A 20,091-nucleotide genomic window follows, 5' to 3' on the forward strand; every position below is an offset into this window, starting at 1 on the left:
CACCGCCACCGCCACGCTCCCCATCAAGGACCTGCTCCCTGCTTCCTCCTCCCTCCTCGCCTGCCCCGCCTGACGAAAGACCCTAGGACTTGATCTCGGCCACGAGTTGGTCGATGAATGCCTCCCGCTCGGCGAGTGTCGACGGCCGTCCCACGATGCCCGGACGGGTCTGCCACGGCAGAGGGCCGGTCTCGCGGCGGTACTCGACGCCGACGGCGTCCAGGCGGGCCAGATGGTGGTCCAGGCGGCCGCGGAACTCCTCGTACCGGCGCTCGCCGGTGGTCCACAGCGCCTCGGCGACGGCGCAGAGGCGGGGGAACCCGAAGTAGTCGACGGTCCGCGGCGAGTCCATGTGCTCGGTCCAGATGTTGGCCTGGCCGCCCAGGACGTGTTCGCGTTCCGCGTCCGTCAGCTCGGGCGGGACCGGGTCGAATCCGTACGCCGTTTCCACCGTCACGGGTATGGCCACGGGGATCGGCTCGTCGGACCGGTCGGACTGCCGGTAGTCGAGATACACCTGGTCGTCCGGGCACGCGATCACGTACAGGCCCCTGCGCGCCGCGGTGACGGCGCCGGTCATGCCGCGCCACGAGGCGACGACGGTTCCGACCGGCACCTCGTCCTCCAGCAGGTCGTCCCAGCCGAGCAGACGGCGTCCGCGCGATGTGACGTGCGAGCCGAGTTGCCGTACGAACCAGGACCGCAGCTCGTTCTCGTGGCGCAGCCCGCGTTCGCGCATCAACTCCTGTGTGCGTGCGTCCTCGCTCCACTCGGTGGTGGGGCACTCGTCACCGCCCACTCCGATGACCGGGCCGGGGAAGAGGTCCATGATCTCGTCGAGCACGTCACGGAAGAAGGCGACGGTCGACTCCTCGGTGTTGAGGACGCGGGGGTTGACGCCCCAACGCGTCCACACTTCCGCCGGTTCACCGCCGACTCCCAGTTCGGGATACGCGGCGATCGCGGCCTGGGAGTGCCCGGGTATGTCGACCTCGGGGACGACGGTGATGTGCCGCTGTGCCGCGTATCCGACGATTTCGCGGATGTCGTCCTGGGTGTAGAAGCCGCCGTGCGGCCGTCCGTCCCCCGGCGCCTCGGGCGATGCGCCGAGCGGGGACTCACGCCGCCACGCGCCGACCTCGGTGAGTCTCGGGTGGCGCAGGATCTCGACCCGCCAGCCCTGGTCGTCGGTGAGGTGCAGATGCAGTGTGTTGAGGCGGTGCATGGCCATCAGGTCGAGGAAGCGCAGTACGTCGTGCTTGGGCATGAAGTGCCGTGCCACGTCCAGCATCGTGCCGCGCCAGGCGAACCGCGGCGCGTCCTCGACACGTACGGCGGGCACCGCCCATCGCACCCCGGCAGCCTCGGAGCGGCGATGGACCTCGGCGGGCAGCGACTGCAGCAGGCTCTGGCATCCGTAGAAGGCGCCGGCGCGGTCGCCGCCCTCGATGACGATGCCGTCGGAGCCCGCCCGGAGCCGGTACGCCTCCGGGCCGAGGTCCTCGCCCAGCCGCAGGTCGATCGTGGGTCGCGCCTCTGACGGCTGGGTCAGGAGCGGCAGGTCCAGGCCGGTGGAGGGCCGCAGCACCGACTGCAGCCAGCGGGCCGTGGAACACAGCTCCGGCGCGGCGGTGATCGCGGTCGAAGCGTCGAGGACGAACTCGCCGTTGTCGGTGTGGACTGATGTGGGGCGAGGGAGGAACATCGGGCGGATCATCCTTTCACTGCTCCGGCCGACATGCCGGAGACCAACTTGCGCTGAATGAGGAGGAAGAACACGACCACCGGGAGGGAGAAGATGACCGAGCCGGCCATCTGCGCGCTGTAGTCGGTTCCGCTGGCGGGGTTGGTGAAGGATGCCAGCCACACCGGCAGGGTGTACTGGCTCCGGTCCTTCATGAACGTGTAGGCGATCAGGTAGTCGTTCCAGGCCGCGATGAACGCGAAGATGCTCGACGCGATCACGCCCGGCAGCACCAGCGGGAAAAGGATCTTCCAGAGGACCTGCCAGGTCGAGGCGCCGTCGAGGCGGGCGGCTTCCTCGATCTCCACCGGAATGGCCGCGAAGAATCCCCGCATCACCCAGATCGAGAACGGCAGTGCCAGTGCGAGGTAGGCGAGTATCAGCCCGATGTAGGTGCCCAGCAGCCCGGCCTCGTTGAAGACCAGGAACGTGGGGATGAGCAGGGCGGTTCCCGGAAGCATCTGCGCCACGAGGATCGCGACCATGACGGTGCGGCGGCCCCGGAACCTGAACCGCGAGACCGCGGCTGCCGCGAACAGTCCGAGCACGACGGCGACGAGCACTGTTCCGCCGACCACGAGCAGGCTGTTCCACAGGTTCGTCCAGAACCCCGTCCGGTTGAGCGCGACATCGAAGTTGTGCAGGGTGGGTGAGCTGGGCCAGAAGTGCGGCGTCGCCGTCATCGCCTCGGAGCGGGGCTTGAGCGCGGTGTTGACCATCCAGTAGACCGGGAACAGCCATACGAGACAGAACACGATCGCAAGGCTGTTGCTGAGCAGCCGGCCCCGGGCCGCGGTGGATCGGGCGCCGCGTGTGCGGAGCATGGTCACAGGTCCTCCCCGGAGCGCAGCAGTCGTCGGATGTACAGGGCGGTCACGGCGAGCAACATGAGGGTCGTGATGACGGACAGCGCCGCGCCCTGGCCGACCCGGAAGGCCACGAAGGCGGTCCGGTAGGCGAAGACTCCCAGTGTGGTTGTCGCGGAGTCGGGTCCTCCGGCCGAGACGAGCCAGATCTGGTTGAAGACGTTGAAGTCCCAGATCACCGACATCAGGGTGACCAGTGTGAGTGTCGGGCGGAGGAACGGGAGGGTGACCGACCACCACAGGCGCCACTCACCGGCCCCGTCGAGCCGGGCGGCCTCCTGCAGCTCGCCCGGCATCTGGCTCAGGGCCGCGTAGAGGGTGAGCGCGATGAAGGGGACGGCCTGCCAGACGATGAGAAGCCAGATGGACAGATAGGCCAGGGGGGCGCTGTTGGACCAGTCGGTGTTGGTCATGTCGCCGAACAGGCCGGTCCGTGTGAGCAGCCAGTTGACCACTCCGTATCCGGGCTGGAAGAGCCACTTCCACACGAGGGACGAGGCGACTGTCGGCATCGCCCAGGCAAGGATGAGCACGATGGTGACGGTCATGCGCATGGCCGCCCCCAACCGGGTGAGGAGTTGAGCGACGCCCGCACCCACGGCGATGCTGCCCGCCACCATCGCGGCGGTGAACACAACGGTCCGGGTCAGGGCGTCCCAGAACTCCGGCTGCGACAGGAGGCCGGTGTACTGACGCGTGCCGACGACATCGAACGCGCCGGTGAACAGGGAGCGTTGGTCGTAGTCGGTGAAGGACGCGTAGACGAGGAACGCGATCGGCGCGACGGTGACGGCCAGCATCACCAGCCCGGCGGGAGTCAGCAGCCACCACGCCACCCACGGTCCGCGTTGCCGTCCGGATGCGGCGCGGGATCCGGCACCGGCGCGGTGCCGCGACAGCGCATCGGCCGCGGGCCCGGGTGTGGAGTCCGGGAGGGCCGCCTTCGGGTTGCCGCGGACTGTCTGCTCAGTGCTGGGCATTGAGTACCTTGCCCGCTGTCTTGTCGAAGGTGTCGGCCGCCTGCTTCGGGCCACTGGTCCCTGAGGCGATGGAGGAGAACACCTTGTCGATGTCCTTGTTGCCCTCCACTGCCGCCCAGTCGGCGGCGGCCGGGGTGGCCCTGGAGCGCAGGGCCGCGTCGAAGAACCCCCGGAACAGCGCATCGGCCTCGCCGCGGGCCGCCTTCACCGCGCCCGTGCTGTTCGGGATCCAGCCGTCGTGGCCGGCGACCCACTGCTTCTGCACGGACGGTTCGGTCGCGGCCTTCACCCACTGCAGGGCGAGGTCCGAGTTGGCGCTCTTGGCGGCGATGCCCCAGTCGGAGCCGCCGAGCATCACGGGCTGGGACTTGCCGGACCTGCCCGGGAACGGGAAGGTCCCGAGGTCGGATTCCTTGAAGGCGGGGTTGGCCTTCTTGATGAGAGCGATCGTGGCGTTGGTGGCGCTCATCGCCGCTGCCTTGCCGTCCGCGAAGACCCGGGTCTGGTCGGGGTTGAGCGTGTCGATGGTACGGGTGGACGGTGCGGAGAACTCGTTCTGGAACTGCTTGTACTCGTTCAGGCCGCGCTGCGCCGCTTCGGAGCCGAGCGTTCCCTTCCAGCTGGAGCCCTGCTTCGCCGCGATGTCGCCGCCGGCATCCCACACGAACTGCACGCCGGTGTGCCAATAGCGGCCCGGCAGGTAGAAGGGTGAGAAGTCGGGGGCGGCGTTGGCCTTGCGTATCTTGCGCAGGGCACCGGTCAGTTCGTCGAAGGTGATGGGGGCGGACTTCACTCCCGCTTCGGCCCAGATCTTCTTGTTGTAGATCACGGCGCGGGCACCCGCGAACGAGGGCACGGCGTACAGCCGTCCGTCCACCGTCGCGGGCTCTTCGAGACCGGCCAGCCAGGACTGCCCCTGCTTGAGATCCTTGCTGTACGGGGTGAGGTCCATCAACCCTCCGCTGGCGGCGAAGCTCGCCACCTGCGTGTTGCCTATGTCGATGACGTCCGGCGGGGTCGAGGTCGCGAGCGCCGTGGTGATCTTGGTGGTGATGCCGTCCCAGTTCTGGACCTCCACCTTCACCTTGGCGCCGGTCTGCTGGGTGAACCGGTCGTTCATCGCCTTGAGAGTGGCGTCGGAGTAGTCGCCGTCCATCACCCATACGGTCAGGGTCTTGCCGTCGCCCTTGACGACGGGGACCGCCCGCGGCTTCGTGTCGCCGCCCGGGCCTCGGCCCGCCGACCCCGAACAGGCGCTCGCGCCGAGGGCCGCGGTCAGGGTGACGGCCACAAGTGCGCTGTACCGCATGCCTTTATGTGTCATGGAAACTCCTGGGAAAATCGCTCTGGAAAAGAGCCCTGAAAAGTACGGCTCTGAGAGGAAGGCGTTCCGGGAAGAAGGCGTTCCGGGAGGGACAAGTGGGAGCGAGGCCGGCAGCCGGTCCGGGGCTCGTGTCTCACCACACGCCGAGCTCGCCCGAGAGGACGATGCTGGCTCCGCCGAGCAGGATGAGGTCCGGGGCGCCCGCGAGCGACCGCATGGCCAGTGAGGCGCTGATGGGCGCGTAGGTACGTGCCCGGATCACTGCGGCCGCGGAGTCGAGAAAGGGGCCCTCGACAAGATCCGGCGGGCCGAGCAGGGCGATCTCGTTGAGATTGAGCACGCTGCTGATCGGGGCGAGTACGGTGCCCAGCGCGCGGCCCGCGTCGGCGAGTACGTCGTCGTGTTCGGACGGGTCGCGGCCGGCCAGCCGCCTGCGCAGTTCGGCCGCGTCGATCAGTGGCTCCAGGCATCCGCGATGTCCGCAGATACACGGATCGCCGTCCTCGTCGACGGTCACGTGCCCGATCTCTCCGGCGGCGAACTGCTCGCCCTCGACGAGTTCGCCGCCCACGATCAGGCCCGCACCCACACCGTGCTCGATCGTGATGACCATGAGGTTCTGCGTCTTGGCGTTCCGGAAACGCAGTACGGCGAGTGCGGCGATGTTCACGTCGTTGCCGACATAGGCCGGCACACCGAAGCGTTCGGAGAGCTGCGTGGCGAGCGGCAGTTCGCTCCAGCCGAGATGGGCGGCGTGATGGATGACTCCGGCGTCACCGACGATGCCGGGCGAGCCGACACCGATGCCGAGTATGCGCCGTGGCGAGAGGTCCATCAGCTCGCCGACAAGCTCGAACACCAGGCCGATGGCACGTTCACCGACGATGTCCCCGTACCGTATTCGGGCACGCTCGACCACCTCCCCGCGGAGGTTGAGGACCGCGCCGCTGAAGTATTCGCTGCCGGACAGGTCCAGGGCGAGGATGTGAGCGGCGTCGTCGTCGATCCGCATCACGCTCGCCGGCTTGCCCAGCCGGCTGTCCTTGCGGGGACCGGTGTCGACGACGAGCCCGTCGCCTTCGAGGTCGGCGATGAGCGCGGACACCGTGGGGGCGGTGAGGCCCAGGGTCCGCGCCAGCTCCGATCTGCTCATCGCGCCCTGGTGGTACAGCGTCGCCAGGACCAGCGCGCGGTTGTGGATCCTGCTGTCCAGCGTGCTCGCCTTGGTCCGCTCGGGCGGCTGCCGACGCGCGGACACCCGCGCCAGCCCGCGCTCGGCGCGGCGGCGTGGGCCGGTCGACGGCAGGAACGACTCGGCCACGGACTTCGCCTCCGGGTAAGTAAAGGCCCTTTAATTAAAGGACTTTGGATATGTTCGGGGCGAGAGGCCGCGGCGTCAAGGGATCGGCGCGACCAAAATCCGTATCACCCATAATCGACCATCGCGCCATTCATTCAGTAAACGGTCATCTGTGCACCATTCGGCAGTTGAGTGTTTGACTGAGTGTGGTTATGTTCAACCACCCTCGGGGCGCCGTGAGTTGGCGTTCGTTTTCTGTGTGATTCGGAGGTGTGGTGTGTCTCGTGTCTGGAAAAGATGCGCGTTGATCACGGCGGCGGCGTTGACCGCTGCGGCGGCTCTGGCCGCGACCGGGATGGCATCGGCGTCGGCTTCGACCCCGCCGTCCTGGGCGTCGGCGGCCGGACGTGACGTGACGGTGATGACGTTCAACATCCACCATGGCGCGGATCCGGGTGATGTGCTGAATCTGGATCATGTCGCCCGGGTGGTACGGAAGTCGGGCGCGGATGTGATCGGGCTGCAGGAGGTGGACCGGCACTTCGCCTCGCGCAGCGACTTCGTCGATCAGGCGGAGTGGCTTGCGAATCGGCTGGGCCTGCACCTGGCCTACGGTGCGAACCTCGACCTGGATCCGGAGGCGCCGGGTGATCCGCGGCGTCGGTACGGAACGGCGATCCTCTCACGCTTCCCGATCATGAACACCCGCAATACGCTCCTTCCCCGTTCGGAGACGGGCGAGCAGCGAGGTCTGCTGGAGGCCGACCTCATGGTGCGGGGCAAAAAACTGCGGTTCCTGAACACTCATCTGGAGGACACCTCGCAGACCGAGCGACTGACGCAAGTGGCAGCGATCAACGCGATCGTGAACGGTTCCCGTCTGCCCACGGTGCTGGTGGGCGACCTCAACGCGACGCCGGACAGCGAGGAGATCGCCTCGGTGACGAAGCGGCTGGCCGACACCTGGCCGGTCGCCGGGAAGGGGGACGGATTCACGTACGACTCGGTGAACCCGCGGGAGCGGATCGACTACGTGTTCGCATCGCCGGGCGTGGAGGCGCGGCGGGCCCAGGTGCTGGACGTGACGGTCTCCGACCACCGTCCGCTGCGGGTCGAACTCAGCATCCGGTGACTCGGGCCGACGTGCCACCGCGGCGCACCAGAGCTGCCGGGAGGCCGCCTGTCGTCGCAGCCCGAGGACTGCCCTCGAAGGCTGACTTCGAACGCCGAGTTCTTCGGGTGCCGAGTTCGAAGACCGATGCCGAAGTTCGGCGCCGGCACCACGCGGCGTCATACCCCTGCGAACCGAACCCCACGTCCGGCCGGCCGCTTCCGAGCGCGTCGGGCAAGCACCCCAAGGAAAGCGGATACAGATGACCATACCCTTGCCACGCCGCTCCGAGTCCGTACGGGCAGCAGGTGCAGCGATCGTCGCCGTCGCACTGGCAGCATCCACGGCACCGGCCGCGTCTGCGGCAACCACCCCCCGGGACAACCCCAGGCAGGTGCAGTACGTCGACTGCGGGGCCACATCCGGAAAGGAGAACGGCTCCCGCAACCAACCCTGGAGGACCCTTGACCAGGTCAACCGCCTGAGCCTGAAGACCGGCAGTTCGATCCTGCTCAAGCGCGGCAGCAGCTGCACCGGCACCCTCGCCCCACAAGGCACCGGGCGGCCGGGCAAACCCATGGTGATCGGCGCGTACGGACAGGGCGCGAAGCCGGTCATCGACGGCGGCGGCAACGCCGAGACGCTGCTGCTGAAGAACACCCAGTGGGTCGAGGCGAAGGACCTGGAGATCACCAACTCCGGTAACCCCGGCCGCAACAAGCGTGGCGTACGGGTCCAGCTCCAGGACTACGGCACCGGCACCCACTACCGCCTCACCGGCCTGGACGTCCATGACATCCGCGGTGACGACACCAAGGGCACCGAGGGATCCGCCGGCATCCTGTTCTCGGTGACCGGCTCCACCGTGCCGACCAGGTTCGACGATGTGGTCGTCTCCGGGAACACCGTCACCACCGTCGACCGTGAGGGCATCTACTTCGCCTCCACCTGGAACAACCGCCCGGTGCACGGGGATCACGACCCGAACGGGCCCGCGTACCTGCCCTCCACGCGCGTCGTGGTGCGCGGGAACACCCTGAAGGACCTGGGCGGTGACGGCATCGTGATCACCGCCACCGACGGAACCCTGGTCGAGCACAACCGCCTCGACGGCTTCCAGCGCCGCTCGGCCGGCTACAACGCCGGCATGTGGCCGTGGAACGCCGACAACTCCGTCTTCCAGTACAACGAGGTCTCCGGCGGCGAGACCACCCGCGACGGCATGGCCTACGACGTCGACGAAGGCACCTTCGGCACCGTCTTCCAGTACAACATCAGCCACGACAACGCCGGCGGCTTCTTCCTCGTCTGCACCGCCACCGGCCGACTCGGCAACGCGACCATCCGCTACAACATCAGCCGCAACGACCACTACCGCGGCATCGAAACCTGCTCCGGCTCCTTCGACGGAGTACGCGCCCACAACAACACCATCTACATCGGCGAAGGCATCAGCCAGACCGTCATCAACGAGAACACCACCAACACACACGAAATCGCCTTCAAGAACAACATCGTCGTCAAGGAAGGCTCCGGCACCGCCTCCTTCAACCTCAAGAGCAGCGCCGTCACCCTCTCCCACAACACCCTCGTGAACACGGTCGCCGCGCCCGCGAACCCCGGCGGCACCACCGCCGACCCCCTGCTCTCCGACCCCACCGGCCCCCTGCCCCTGGGTCTGCGCCTGCGCTCCGGTTCCCCCGCCCTGCACGCGGGCACTCCCCTCCCGGGCTCCCCGCGCCGAGACCTGTACGGAAACCCGGTCGGCAATCCTCCGAACATGGGCGCCGACCAGGGCCGCGGTACCACCGGACCGCTCCGGCCGAGGGCCACGGCCGACTCCGACAACGTCGCATAGCAGTCTCGGCCGGGCGGCCACCAGCAAGAACCGCCGGAACGCCGCCGGGCCGGGCGATAAGGTCTCCCCTGGCTTCCCCATCGAGAACAGCCCGGTGCAGAACAGGAGCGGCGTGTGAAGCGGCCGACCATGGCAGACATCGCACGCCGCGCCGGCGTCTCCAAGGTGGCGGTCTCGTACGCGCTCAATGACCTGCCGGGCGTCTCCGAGGCCACTCGCACATCGATCAAGGACATCGCCGAGGAGTTGGGTTGGCGCCCCAACAGCGCCGCCCGCGCCCTCACCGGCGGACGGGCACAGGCGGTGGGCCTCGCTGTGCGGCGCCCCGCCCGGACCCTGGGCGTCGAACCGTTCTTCATGGAGTTCATCAGCGGGGTGGAGAGCGTACTCGTCGAGCAGTCGTACGCGCTGATGCTGCAGATGGCCGACTCGCAGGAGAGCGAGATCGAGCTGTGTCGCCGCTGGTGGGGCGAAAGACGTGTCGACGGCGTTCTTCTGATGGATCTTCAGATCGACGACCCCCGCCCTCCCGCCGTCGAGGCGTTGGGCCTGCCCGCGGTCGCCATCGGGCCGCCTCATGTGACGGGCAAGCTTCCCGCGGTCTGGTCGGACGACGGTGAGAGCGTCCACGAGATCGTCCGCTACCTGGCGGCACTCGGCCATCGTCGGATCGCCCGCGTGGCCGGGCCCGCCGGGCTGGCGCACACCGCCGTGCGGGACACGGCCCTGAGCGCTGCCTGCCAGGAGGCCGGGATCCCCGGGGCGACCGTGGTCCACACCGACTACACGGGCGACGAGGGCGCCCGTGCGGCGCGGAGCCTGATGATCTCACCCCGCCGCCCCACCGCAATCGTCTTCGACAACGACATCATGGCCGTCGCGGCGATCTCCGTGGCCCAGGAGCTGAACCTCTCCGTCCCCGACGACGTCTCGCTCGTGGCGTGGGACGAGTCCCCGCTCACCCAGGTCGTCCGCCCCGTGCTCTCGGTGGTCACCCGCGACATTCCGGCCTACGGCGCACGCGCGGCAAGCACGCTCCTGTCCCTCATCGCGGGCGGCGCGGCGGAAGACATCCGCATGCAAAGCGCCGGCTTCGCCCCCAGAGGCAGTACCGGCCCGCCGCCGCCCGGCGGCGTCCAGCACTGCCATTGAGCACAGATCCATCGCACCCGGGCGAGGCCCTGTGCCGGCCAGACCTGAACCGGTAAAGTTCAGGTTCAGCGGCCACTCCGCAGCGTCGACGTCCACCCACCCGTATCTGCACAAGTCAGGCTCATGAGGCCGCTATTGACGACTGTGCGTGAGATGACCGAAGCTTCAACGGATCATGAACAGTGCGGCGGCCACAGGACCAATGCGCCGCCCCTGAACGACATATGGGCCGCATGGGCCGCAGCGGCCGGGCACGCCGTAAACCCCGTAAACGCATCCGTCAGCTGCCAGGCGATTGGAGCCGTACACCATGAAGGACGTCACCCAGCTGGACGAGGGCTGGAGCCTGCGCCACGAGGACGCGCTGCTGCCCGCCCGCGTCCCCGGCTGCGTCCACACCGATCTGCTCGCCGCCCGCGTCATACCCGACCCCTTCCTCGGCCACAACGAAACCGAGATCGCCTGGGTGGGACGGCAGGCATGGTCGTACGTGACCGAGCTGCGCCACAGCAGCGAGCACGAGCGGACCGATCTGGTCTTCGACGGCCTCGATACCGCCGCCGAGGTCATCCTCGCCGACGAGAGCCTCGGCACCACACGCAACATGCACCGGGTCCACCGCTTCGACGTCACGGGGTGTGCCGGACAGCTCGAAGTGCGGTTCGACTCGGCCTACGACGAGGCGGACCGCGTCCGCGCCCTGACGGCGGAGCGCCCGAACGCCTACCCGGAGCCCTTCCAGTACATCCGCAAGATGGCCTGCAGTTTCGGATGGGACTGGGGCCCCACCGTTGTGACCGCCGGTATGTGGCGGCCGGTACGCCTTGAGCACTGGTCCACCGCCCGCCTCGCCGAGGTCCGCCCCCTCGTCTCGGTCGACGAGTCCACCGGTCGCGTGGAACTTCGGGTGCGCGCGGAACGCACCGCGAGCGGCACCGGCCGGCAGCTGACTCTCCACGCCTCCGTCGCCGGCGCCGAGGCGGAGATCGCCTTCGAAGGCGACGACGCGGTGCTGTGCCTGGATGTGGCGGACCCTGCGTTGTGGTGGCCTCGGGGATACGGCGAGCAGCCTCTGTACGACCTCGATGTGACGCTGCTCGACGAGCGAGGTGACCTGCTCGACGCCTGGACGCGCCGCATCGGCTTCCGCACGGTCGAGATCGACCGCTCCCCGGATGCCCACGGCACCGGCTTCACCTTCGTCGTCAACGGCGTACGGATCTTCGCGCGTGGGGTCAACTGGATCCCCGACGACGTCCTGCCCTCCCGGGTCACGCCCGAGCGCTACCGGAAACGGCTGACCCAGGCCGCCGAGGCCAACGTCGACCTGGTCCGGGTCTGGGGCGGAGGCATCTATGAGGACCACGCGTTCTACGACGTGTGCGACGAGCTGGGTCTCATGGTCTGGCAGGACTTCCTCTTCGCCTGCGCCGCCTATCCGGAGGAGCAGCCGCTACGCGGAGAGGTCGACGCAGAGGCGCGCGACAACGTTATCCGCCTGATGCCGCACGCGAGTCTGGTGCTCTGGAACGGCAACAACGAGAACCTCTGGGGGTTCCGGGACTGGGACTGGGAGCAGCCGTTGGCCGGCAATTCCTGGGGCGAGGGCTACTACCTCGGCATGCTGCCCAGGATCGTCGCCGAGCTGGACCCGACCCGCCCGTACACTGCGGGCAGTCCGTGGTCCGGCTCGTGGGAACACCACCCCAACGATCCCCGGCACGGCACCCACCACTCGTGGGAGGTGTGGAACCGTCAGGACTACGCCGAGTACCGGGCGGACGTACCCCGATTCTGCGCGGAGTTCGGCTGGCAGGCTCCCCCCGCCCTCTCGACGCTTCACCGCGCTCTGCCCGGCGAACGGCTGACCCCCGACTCCCCCGGCATGATGCACCACCAGAAGGCCGAGGGCGGCAACGGCAAACTTGATCGGGGCATCGAGCATCACTTCGGCCTGCCCGAGGGCGACTTCGACCGGTGGCACTATCTGGCCCAGGTCGTCCAGGCGCGCGCCGTCGCCGCAGGAATCGAGCACTGGCGGGCGGGCTGGCCGGTGTGCGCCGGCACCGTGGTCTGGCAGCTCAACGACTGCTGGCCGGTCAGCTCGTGGGCGGCCGTCGACGGCGACGGCCGGCTCAAGCCGCTCTACCACGAACTGCGGCGGCTCTACGCGGACCGCCTGCTGTCCCTCGTCCCCACCGAGGACGGCCCCGTACTGGCCCTCGACAACCAGTCCGGCTCCGCCTGGCGCACAACAGTCGTCCTGCGCCGGATCGACACGGAGGGAACCGTGCTGCACGAGGCGTCCTTGGACCTGGAAGCAGGCCCAAGGACGGTCACCAGACTGACCGTGCCGAGCCCCCTCCTACCCGAAGAGGACTCCTCCGGGCAATTCCTCGTGGCCGATGCCGACGGACTCCGGGCGGTGCATTTCCCCGTACTCGACAAGGAGTTCGCCTACCCGGATCCGCAGTACGACGTGCGCCTCGATGCCGAATCCGGAACCGACGCCATCGTCGTCGTCACGGCCCGCACTCTGGTCCGCGACCTCCTCCTCCAGCCCGACCGTTTGGCGCCCGACGCCGTGGCGGACCGGGGCTTGATCACACTGCTCCCCGGCGAGGAGACCCGGATCACCGTCAGAGGCTGGCCCGCCCCCGACGCTGCCGCCGCTCGCGACGCCCTGTTCAGCGTGGGAGCGGCGTGAGCACCCCCGTCGGTCGGGTTGCGGGGGCTCCGTATCCCGCCGCCCCGCCTGCCCGGCCTCATGGTCGGGCGGGCCGGTCCCGATACTCACCACCGGGGCCGTGACCTGCCGACGGAAGGCCGCGGGGAGGGGCACGGACGCTTCGTGGCTGTGCTGTTCGGGTGGGTCAGGGGTGCATGAGTGTGGTGTCGAAGGGGGGCAACGGACGAGTACGGGAGGCTGACGCTCCGGGAACAGGCAGGAGAGAGCGTGTGAGTGGGCGCAGCCGTCGAGGTGTCCGGGGTCCTGTGGATGTGGGCGAGAAGCGGATGTCCGGCGATGCCGGTGTTCTGGGGACCGCGCTTGCCGTGGTGCTGGCGTTTTCGCTTGCGCAGGGCTCGTGGGAGTGGTTTTCCACCTATCTCGGTGTGACGCTTCTCGCGGTAGTCCTGTCCTTCGGCCATGTGCCGGTGTGGACGCCGGACCGACGGGCTGCCTACGGGTGGAGTCTGGTGGCGTTCTCGCTGGTGGTAGGTCTGTGCGTGGCGCTGACGGTGGCACCGGCACTACAGCGCTGGGACTGGCTGTTTCCGATGCCGGGCACCCGGCACGAGTGCGTGGAGTCGGGCCGGTACGAGAGTCTCAGAACACAGGCCGCTCTTGGGGACCTGGCCGGTCGCGGCGGTGGCGCGCTGGCCCACGCGCAGCTGGTGCAGAGCCGCCAGGCCGTCGCCGACTGCCTCGCGTCGACGACGACACGCTGGCTGCCGGTGTACGCGTCGGGAACCGCGTTGTTGGTGGGTGCGGGGTCGTGGTCATGGGAGCGTGCGCGGGCCCGGAGGGCAGCGATCGGCTCCGATTGAACCGGCGCCGAATCGGTCGGCGTCGCGTCCGTCAGGAGGCTCCGTGGACGAGGTCACGGACTGCCGGGCTGTTGTCCGACCCGATACCCGTCGGTCCTGCTCGGTCACGAACCGGCGCCGCCGCGCTCGGAGGGCAGGAGCCATGTGCCCGGGACGAGGGCAGTCGCACGTACTTCGGGATGAGCCCGCAGCCATTCCACGAGCGGAAGGACATCGTTCGCCGGCGCGTAGAGACGGAGCAGTGTCTCGTTGTCCTCCCGGCGCGGCCTGCCCGCCACGCGATAGGTACTCGCCGGATGCGCGAGCCGCAGGTGAGGCCCGTTGGCCACCTGAACCCCGAGCACATCGGACCAGGGCACCTCCACTGTTCCGAGCCAGTTCGAACGCACCACGTCCGGCGTCAGCTCGACTGCCGGCTTCCTCGGCCGGGCCACGGCCCGCGCGCCGACCACTCCGAATCCGGCAGCAATCAGCAGGACCAGGCCACCGGCGAGCACGACGACCGGTCGGTAGGCCGATGTCGCACCGAAGCGACCGGGGAGTTCGATGTACTCCTGACCCCACTGGGCCACCGCGCCGAGGCAGGCGATGATGCCGACAACCGCCGGCAACACCGGAAGCACGATCAGCAAGGCGGCCCGGCGGCGGCTCTGCCGCAGATCCGCGGAATCCTGTGGTGCATAGGCGAAGCCCGACTGCCTCGCCTGCCACCGGCTCGACAGTGGAGGAGGATGCGGCACTTCAGTCATGTCCGGAGTCTACTGTTCTGACCGACCCGTACCGCAACCTTGTTCGACGCGGCAGGGTCACGAGCCGCCGAAGTTGCGGGCGAGGGGTTGGCCACCGACCTCGCGGCCCGTGTCAGGATGTGCGGCATGTCTGGTCGAGCGCAGAGCTTCGGAGTGGTGGCGGACGCCTACGAGCGGTTCCGGCCGGGGTATTCCGTGGAGCTGTTCGATGTGGTGATGACGTACGCGGGTCATCCGGTTCGGTCCGCCCTTGAGATCGGCGCAGGGACAGGCAAAGCAACCCGCCTGTTCGCACAACAGGGGGTCGTGGTCACAGCGACCGAGCCTGACGGGGCGATGCTCGACGAGCTGCGCAAGCACGTTCCATCGAACGTCAGGACCGTGCAAGCCGCTTTCGAGGACTTGCGGCCGGGTGAGAGGTACGGGCTGGTCTATGCGGCAGCAGCGCTGCACTGGACGAACCCGGAGGGCCGATGGACGCGCATGGCCTCATTGCTGGAGCCGGGTGGTGTGTTCGCCTCGTTCGGAGGGCCGATCCGGCTGGCCGACCCGGCAGTGGAGGAGGCGGCGCGCACAGCACGAGCGCCGTTCTTGGAGAGTGACGAGATCCCGTCCCCGGACGGGACACCTCAGGAGCGTGAAATGCAGTGGCCGGGGACGGAGCTCCAGCGGTCCGAGTGGTTCACCGATGTTCAACAGTCCCTGATCGAACGACGATTGACGATGAGCGCTCGCGAGTTCGTCGGTCACCTCTCGACCGTCTCGGCCTATCTCGTCCTGCCGGCCTTCGAGCGGGAGCAGGTATTCAGCCAGATCGTCCAGGTTCTGCCTCGGACCGTCGAGATCACCGCCGACATCACCGTCCATCTCGCCCGTAGACGCTACGAGCAGTAGTGCCTCGACAACAGGTCCACTGCTTCTGCGATCGGTCGTACCCCGTCGTTTGCTCCATCCGCAGATCGTGATCTTGCCGGTGTGCCTGTAGCGGCGGGGGCCGGTCCATATCCGGTCGCGTGGGACGGATGCCGGCTGGCACGCTGCTCCCATGGATCACGCAGAGGTGCTGCTCATCGGTGGACGGGCCGGAGTTGGCAAGACGACAGTGGGGTGGGAGGTCTCGGCGCTGCTGCGGGCTGCGGCGGTCCCTCACGCGGTCATCGATGGCGACTTCATGGGGCAGGTACATCCCGCGCCGGAAGGGGATCCTCGCCGTTCGGAAATCACCGAGAGCAATCTCACTGCTGTGTGGGCCAACTTTGCCCGACGCGGCTACCGTCGATTGATCTACACGAACACACTGAGTGTGCTGCCCGAGGCGATGGGCATGTTTCAGCGGGCCTTGGGGGCCGAGGTGCGGATGGTGCGGGTCCTTCTCACCGCCTCCGACGCCACCGCCCACGAGCGGCTGGTGCGACGGGAGCTCGGCTCGGAGCTGGAGCATGAGCTGGCAGCCAGTGTCCGTAAGGCGCGTCTCTTGGACCAGCGCGTCTCCGCGGGGACCGTGCGGGTGGTGACGGATGGGAGAGCTGTCGTGGACATCGCGCGCGAAGTCGTGGCGGCCACCGGCTGGCCCGGGCAGCACTCCACGGCCGGGACGTGAAGGCTGGAGATCAGCCGGTGGCGGCAGGCCGCAACGTCAATTCCGTCGAATGGACACGGCAGTGACGTGTTCCCGCGACGACCCGACCATGACGTCCTCCAGGGCTTGCACGACGCCCATCCGTTCTTCGCGCCTGTCGAAAGCCAGTTGCCCGACGGCCGTACTGGACCGTCCGGTCACCCGACCGTGCCGCGACAAGTGATGTGTACGGGCGGTGTGTCCGAGTCCGCTGAGGAATGCCGCTCGTTCCGAAGGGCCGCGCTCCGGATCCACACCGCTCCGCTACGAGTTGGGCGGCAGGAGTTCTCGGGTGAGAGTGAAGGCTGCCGTGGCGGTGGACAGGAGGGCGTTGATCCTCCCGAGGATCCGGGTTGTTCGGTCGGCGTCCTGCGCGTCGACGGCCGCGGCCAGGTCGTCGGCGTACTCCCGGGCCCGTACCCCCTCATCGGCGGAGGCTGCGGTACCTGCGTCCGCACGCAGGGCGTCGATCAGTTGCTGGTGGGGGATGTCAGAGGCATTCGCCCGGTTGCCGTAACCGCCGTGGGCCACGGCCTGCGGGCTGTTGACGTTCGCCACGACGAAGCCGCCCGTTGTGGAAGAGATGTGCACCCCTTCGCCTCCTGTCCAGATGAACTTGCGCTCGTACTCGGACCAGCCCTTGCGCGTGACGCTGTATCCGCCGAACCTCCAGCCCTTGATCTTGATCAGTTTGTGCTTGAGCGGCTCGGACAGGATGCGCATGGCGTCTGCCCGGTTCCACCCTCGCTCGGCAAAGTAGTCCGTCATCATTACCTGCGGACCCGGGCTCGCGGACCGCCGGCAGATCTCGCGGAATGCCTGCCCCTGAAACATCTCCAACTGGTGCTGCGCAAGTGACGGCTCCGGCAGCCTCCATCGGTGTACGAATCCGCGGATCCCTACGAAGATCTCGTAGATCAACCAGCAGAGCAAGGCCATCACCACAACTTGCACGAGTGGCTGTTCGGCGCCCATTCATCCTCCCCCGCCAGTCCCAAGTGAGCGCATCATAAAGGGCGTTGGCTGACCGGGTAAGTGGTTCTACCAACACCCGGAAGACCGACCGCGACTGATTAACCGTCCTGCGAACCGTTGCCCTCGGCGAACCTCTGCTGCCATGCCTCGTCACGGGTGGCGGCTCTGCTCCGGCCGTGCCGCGGCGGCTGCCGCGGCGGCGATGGCCGACGCGTCGCGTGCAGGGTGGTCGAGAAGGTCCCGAAGGTGAGTGTTGGTGGTGCCGAGGAAACCATGGCGGACACTCGTGGCGATCGAGGCAAGCATGGGCGGCTGGAACGGCAGGAGCCCGGGGGTGCCCAGGAGCCTGCGACGGTACTCGGCGAGCCCGATGGTGCGGTGGTCCGTTCCCAGATGAGCGGCAACGGAATCCGCTGTGATCGGTGTGCCGACCAGGTCGTAGACGTGTCCGGCGTGACGCCCGGGATTTCCTGCGACGATCGCCGCCACGTCGGCCAGGTCCTCCCGGGCAACGACTGCCGGCGCGCCCGCGCCGAACGCGGATTCCAACGTATCGCCGTCCCACATCATCAAGGCGCCGAACAGCTCGGCGTACAGGCCGTTGCGCAAGATCGTCCAGCTCAGGCCGCTGTCGGTGACGAGCTGTTCGGTTGCCCGGTGGGCGAGCGCGAAGCCGAGGTGGTCACCGGCGCCGGTCAGGCTCGTGTAGATGATGTGCTGGACGCCGTCGCGGACAGCAGCGTCGACAACCGCCGCGTGCCGGCGGATCACCTGGTCGTCCTCCGCATAGCCCGCCGAGACCAGCACGACGGTGGTGACACCGGTCAGGTCGACACTGGACGGGTCGTCGAAGTCCAGGAGCCTCATCGCATCGCCGGGCGTTCGGCTGCCGCCGATCGCGTCCGCCTTGCGGGCATGCAGGGCGGCGAGAGTCAATGCGCCGAGATTTCCGGTCGCGCCGGTCACCAAGATCATGGGGCCGTAGTCTCCTTCGTGGTTCTCTTCAGTAACTACGATGGGATCCTGATCCGTCCGCCCACCGGCCACAAGAAGGCAGTTTGATGTCACTCACGCACACCGGAGTAACCCCCGAGCCTGCGGAACTGGATCCCTGCGGGCAGAAGGACCATCCCGACTGCGGCATCCGGGATGTGCTGGACCGGGTCGGTGACAAGTGGTCGGTCCTCGTGATCGTGGAACTCGCCGGTGGGCCGCGCCGCTTCCGGGAACTGCAGCGTGCGATCGAGGGCATCTCTCAGCGCATGCTGACGCTCACCGTACGCAGGCTGGAGCGCGACGGACTCGTGCTCCGCACGGTGTACCCCACCGTTCCGTCCCAGGTCGACTACCGCCTCACCGCGACCGGCGCAAGCCTGACCCACCTCGTGAAGGCGCTCGCCGAATGGTCCTTGGCACACCGGGCAGGCATCGCCGAAGCCCGACACGCCTACGACCAGAAGCACCCCGGCCACGACGTGCGCTGACCGGACAGTCCTGCCAGTCCTGCCTGTCCTGCTTCACGCACGGACCGTCCTCGGCCCTGCTCTCGGCCCTGAAGATCGAACACGGATTCTCTACGGGTACGGGCCGTTCCCGCGAGGGCCCGGTCAGCGGCTGCGCAAGGCCTCGTCGAGTCTGTCGCGCAGTGCGCGTGCGGCTTCGGGCGACAGGAGCGCCTCCATCTCGCCGTCGTCGTGGAGAGGCGCTGGACCGGATGCCCATGGCCGCCGGCCCTCCTGGTAGTCCGGGTGCTCGGCATGAGGCAGAGCCGAGCGGCGGAAGACCTCGACGAGGACCATGCGTTCCACGCCGCCCGTGAACTCGCTGATGGGGTCCGGCGGCACCGCACTCGTCTCCGGTGCCTCGTAGCGCTTGAGCAGGCCGCGCTCGGCCTCGGCCTCGCGCAGGGCACGGGCCGGATCATGGCGGGCGATGTGGGTGGCGTGCCGGCCACCCGCGCCCGACTCATGCGTGACCACCATGCCGACGCCGTCGCTCACCAGGCCACTCCCCGAGCCGTGGGCCAACCAGCGGAGACCATCGGGCTCGCCGACCCCGACAGCACGCGTCACGGTCTCGTGCTGGTCGAGCCTGTCACGAAGTAACAGCACCAAGTCGTCCATGCGGTCATCCTCTCGTGTCGGTGGACCCGGGTCAGACCTGGGCGGGGTCTGCGGCCACCTGAGCTCAAAGGCTCAGCACGATGGCAGCGCCGATGCCACCTACAAATAGTGCGAAGGCCGCTTCTGACCAGCCACCCCGCCCCCAGCGGAATGGTCTGTCGAGGGCGTACCGGCCGGGCCCGATGGCAGCGATGGCCAGGGCCACCACTGCAATACACACGTTGAACTCGACGCCGCCCTGCGTTTCCCACAGGCCATGTGCCGCGGTTACGGTCGCCATGGCATTGATCATCACGCCGATCAGGGCAGCCGATGCCAGTGGGGTGAACAGCCCCAAGGCCAGCCCCAGGCCACCGAGGAACTCGGAACCACCGCCGATTGCGGCATAGAGCGTTCCTGGGCGGTAACCGAGAGCGGCGAAACCCTTGCCTGTTGCGTCGAGACCTTCACCACCAAATATTCCGAAGAGTTTTTGGGATCCGTGCCCGGCCATGAAGAGGCCGAAGGTGATCCTGACAAGGAGCAGGCCGCAGTCACCGGCGGAGACCACAGTCCTCTCCGGAACGCGGACCTCCGACTCGGGTGGGGCACGCAGTTTCTCGTCGATGAACTTCATTGAAGTCTCCATCTCTGCTCCGATGCCGACGGGGTCGCAGTGGATAACCACCTGAGACTCACCAGCCACGGAATATTGCGTTGCTACCGAGAGGAATCCGGGCTACTACAGGATTCGATCGGGCTG

The 20,091-nt window shown here is 68.1% G+C and carries 19 protein-coding genes; 8 read left to right on the plus strand and 11 right to left on the minus strand.

Annotated features, from left to right (window positions below; all coding sequences use genetic code 11):
• Positions 1-82: 82 nt before the first annotated feature.
• The 6 genes from ACFVH0_RS27450 to ACFVH0_RS27475 all read right to left on the minus strand — a co-directional run bounded on the left by ACFVH0_RS27450 (position 83) and on the right by ACFVH0_RS27475 (position 6,649).
• Positions 83-1,705, minus strand: coding sequence for a beta-N-acetylhexosaminidase (locus ACFVH0_RS27450; protein WP_385824380.1), 1,623 nt, complete (start codon positions 1,703-1,705; stop codon positions 83-85).
• A gap of 8 nt (positions 1,706-1,713) precedes the next feature.
• Positions 1,714-2,568, minus strand: a complete 855-nt coding sequence (locus tag ACFVH0_RS27455) for a carbohydrate ABC transporter permease (RefSeq protein WP_385824382.1) — start codon at positions 2,566-2,568, stop codon at positions 1,714-1,716.
• A 2-nt stretch (positions 2,569-2,570) separates the two neighbouring features.
• Positions 2,571-3,590, minus strand: a complete 1,020-nt coding sequence (locus ACFVH0_RS27460; RefSeq protein WP_385824384.1) for a carbohydrate ABC transporter permease — start codon at positions 3,588-3,590, stop codon at positions 2,571-2,573.
• On the minus strand, positions 3,577-4,914 hold the full coding sequence (locus ACFVH0_RS27465) for an extracellular solute-binding protein (RefSeq protein ID WP_385824386.1): 1,338 nt from the start codon (positions 4,912-4,914) through the stop codon (positions 3,577-3,579). The genes ACFVH0_RS27460 and ACFVH0_RS27465 overlap by 14 nt, the downstream gene beginning before the upstream one ends.
• 133 nt (positions 4,915-5,047) lie before the next feature.
• Positions 5,048-6,235 carry an ROK family transcriptional regulator gene (locus ACFVH0_RS27470; protein WP_385824388.1) on the minus strand — a complete coding sequence of 396 codons (1,188 nt, stop codon included), beginning with the start codon at positions 6,233-6,235 and terminating at the stop codon, positions 5,048-5,050.
• Between the two features lie 195 nt (positions 6,236-6,430).
• A complete protein-coding gene (locus ACFVH0_RS27475; protein ID WP_385824391.1) occupies positions 6,431-6,649 on the minus strand; it encodes a hypothetical protein in 219 nt (72 codons plus the stop codon).
• Between ACFVH0_RS27475 and ACFVH0_RS27480 the strand changes: the two genes are divergently transcribed.
• The 5 genes from ACFVH0_RS27480 (at position 6,636) to ACFVH0_RS27500 (ending at position 13,884) form a co-directional block, all read left to right on the plus strand.
• Entirely contained in the window at positions 6,636-7,346 is a 711-nt protein-coding gene (locus tag ACFVH0_RS27480) for an endonuclease/exonuclease/phosphatase family protein (protein ID WP_385824392.1), read from the plus strand. The two genes, ACFVH0_RS27475 and ACFVH0_RS27480, sit on opposite strands and share 14 nt — an antisense overlap.
• Positions 7,347-7,587: 241 nt before the next feature.
• Positions 7,588-9,183, plus strand: coding sequence for a right-handed parallel beta-helix repeat-containing protein (locus tag ACFVH0_RS27485; protein WP_385824394.1), 1,596 nt, complete (start codon positions 7,588-7,590; stop codon positions 9,181-9,183).
• Between the two features lie 129 nt (positions 9,184-9,312).
• Positions 9,313-10,335: a LacI family DNA-binding transcriptional regulator gene (locus ACFVH0_RS27490; protein ID WP_385824396.1), complete on the plus strand. Its 1,023-nt coding sequence runs from the start codon at positions 9,313-9,315 to the stop codon at positions 10,333-10,335.
• A gap of 310 nt (positions 10,336-10,645) precedes the next feature.
• A complete protein-coding gene (locus ACFVH0_RS27495; protein WP_385824398.1) occupies positions 10,646-13,042 on the plus strand; it encodes a glycoside hydrolase family 2 protein in 2,397 nt (798 codons plus the stop codon).
• 287 nt (positions 13,043-13,329) lie between these two features.
• The gene (locus ACFVH0_RS27500) at positions 13,330-13,884 is read left to right on the plus strand and encodes a hypothetical protein (protein WP_385824400.1); all 555 of its coding nucleotides are present in this window, start codon (positions 13,330-13,332) and stop codon (positions 13,882-13,884) included.
• A gap of 104 nt (positions 13,885-13,988) precedes the next feature.
• On the opposite strand, the gene ACFVH0_RS27505 is transcribed toward ACFVH0_RS27500, so the two are convergent.
• The gene (locus ACFVH0_RS27505; protein WP_385824402.1) at positions 13,989-14,633 is read right to left on the minus strand and encodes a hypothetical protein; all 645 of its coding nucleotides are present in this window, start codon (positions 14,631-14,633) and stop codon (positions 13,989-13,991) included.
• Between the two features lie 87 nt (positions 14,634-14,720).
• Here ACFVH0_RS27505 and ACFVH0_RS27510 point away from each other — a divergent pair, with 87 nt between their 5' ends.
• Both ACFVH0_RS27510 and ACFVH0_RS27515 read left to right on the plus strand, forming a co-directional pair.
• Positions 14,721-15,527: a class I SAM-dependent methyltransferase gene (locus ACFVH0_RS27510; protein WP_385824404.1), complete on the plus strand. Its 807-nt coding sequence runs from the start codon at positions 14,721-14,723 to the stop codon at positions 15,525-15,527.
• A 151-nt stretch (positions 15,528-15,678) separates the two neighbouring features.
• Positions 15,679-16,233, plus strand: a complete 555-nt coding sequence (locus tag ACFVH0_RS27515; protein ID WP_385824406.1) for an AAA family ATPase — start codon at positions 15,679-15,681, stop codon at positions 16,231-16,233.
• Positions 16,234-16,515: 282 nt separating this feature from the next.
• On the opposite strand, the gene ACFVH0_RS27520 is transcribed toward ACFVH0_RS27515, so the two are convergent.
• Both ACFVH0_RS27520 and ACFVH0_RS27525 read right to left on the minus strand, forming a co-directional pair.
• Positions 16,516-17,226 carry a hypothetical protein gene (locus ACFVH0_RS27520; protein WP_385824408.1) on the minus strand — a complete coding sequence of 237 codons (711 nt, stop codon included), beginning with the start codon at positions 17,224-17,226 and terminating at the stop codon, positions 16,516-16,518.
• A 150-nt stretch (positions 17,227-17,376) separates the two neighbouring features.
• Positions 17,377-18,201, minus strand: coding sequence for an NAD(P)H-binding protein (locus tag ACFVH0_RS27525; RefSeq protein WP_385824480.1), 825 nt, complete (start codon positions 18,199-18,201; stop codon positions 17,377-17,379).
• 86 nt (positions 18,202-18,287) lie between these two features.
• Here ACFVH0_RS27525 and ACFVH0_RS27530 point away from each other — a divergent pair, with 86 nt between their 5' ends.
• Positions 18,288-18,710 carry a winged helix-turn-helix transcriptional regulator gene (locus ACFVH0_RS27530; RefSeq protein ID WP_385824410.1) on the plus strand — a complete coding sequence of 141 codons (423 nt, stop codon included), beginning with the start codon at positions 18,288-18,290 and terminating at the stop codon, positions 18,708-18,710.
• Positions 18,711-18,833: 123 nt separating this feature from the next.
• Here the strand turns inward: ACFVH0_RS27530 and ACFVH0_RS27535 are convergent, their stop codons facing one another.
• On the minus strand, positions 18,834-19,349 hold the full coding sequence (locus ACFVH0_RS27535) for a DUF6221 family protein (RefSeq protein WP_385824412.1): 516 nt from the start codon (positions 19,347-19,349) through the stop codon (positions 18,834-18,836).
• Between the two features lie 64 nt (positions 19,350-19,413).
• Positions 19,414-19,965: a DoxX family protein gene (locus ACFVH0_RS27540; RefSeq protein ID WP_385824414.1), complete on the minus strand. Its 552-nt coding sequence runs from the start codon at positions 19,963-19,965 to the stop codon at positions 19,414-19,416.
• Positions 19,966-20,091: the final 126 nt, after the last annotated feature.

Origin of the sequence: Streptomyces sp. NPDC127117 (assembly GCF_042677325.1) — a bacterium.
Lineage (GTDB): Bacteria > Actinomycetota > Actinomycetes > Streptomycetales > Streptomycetaceae > Streptomyces.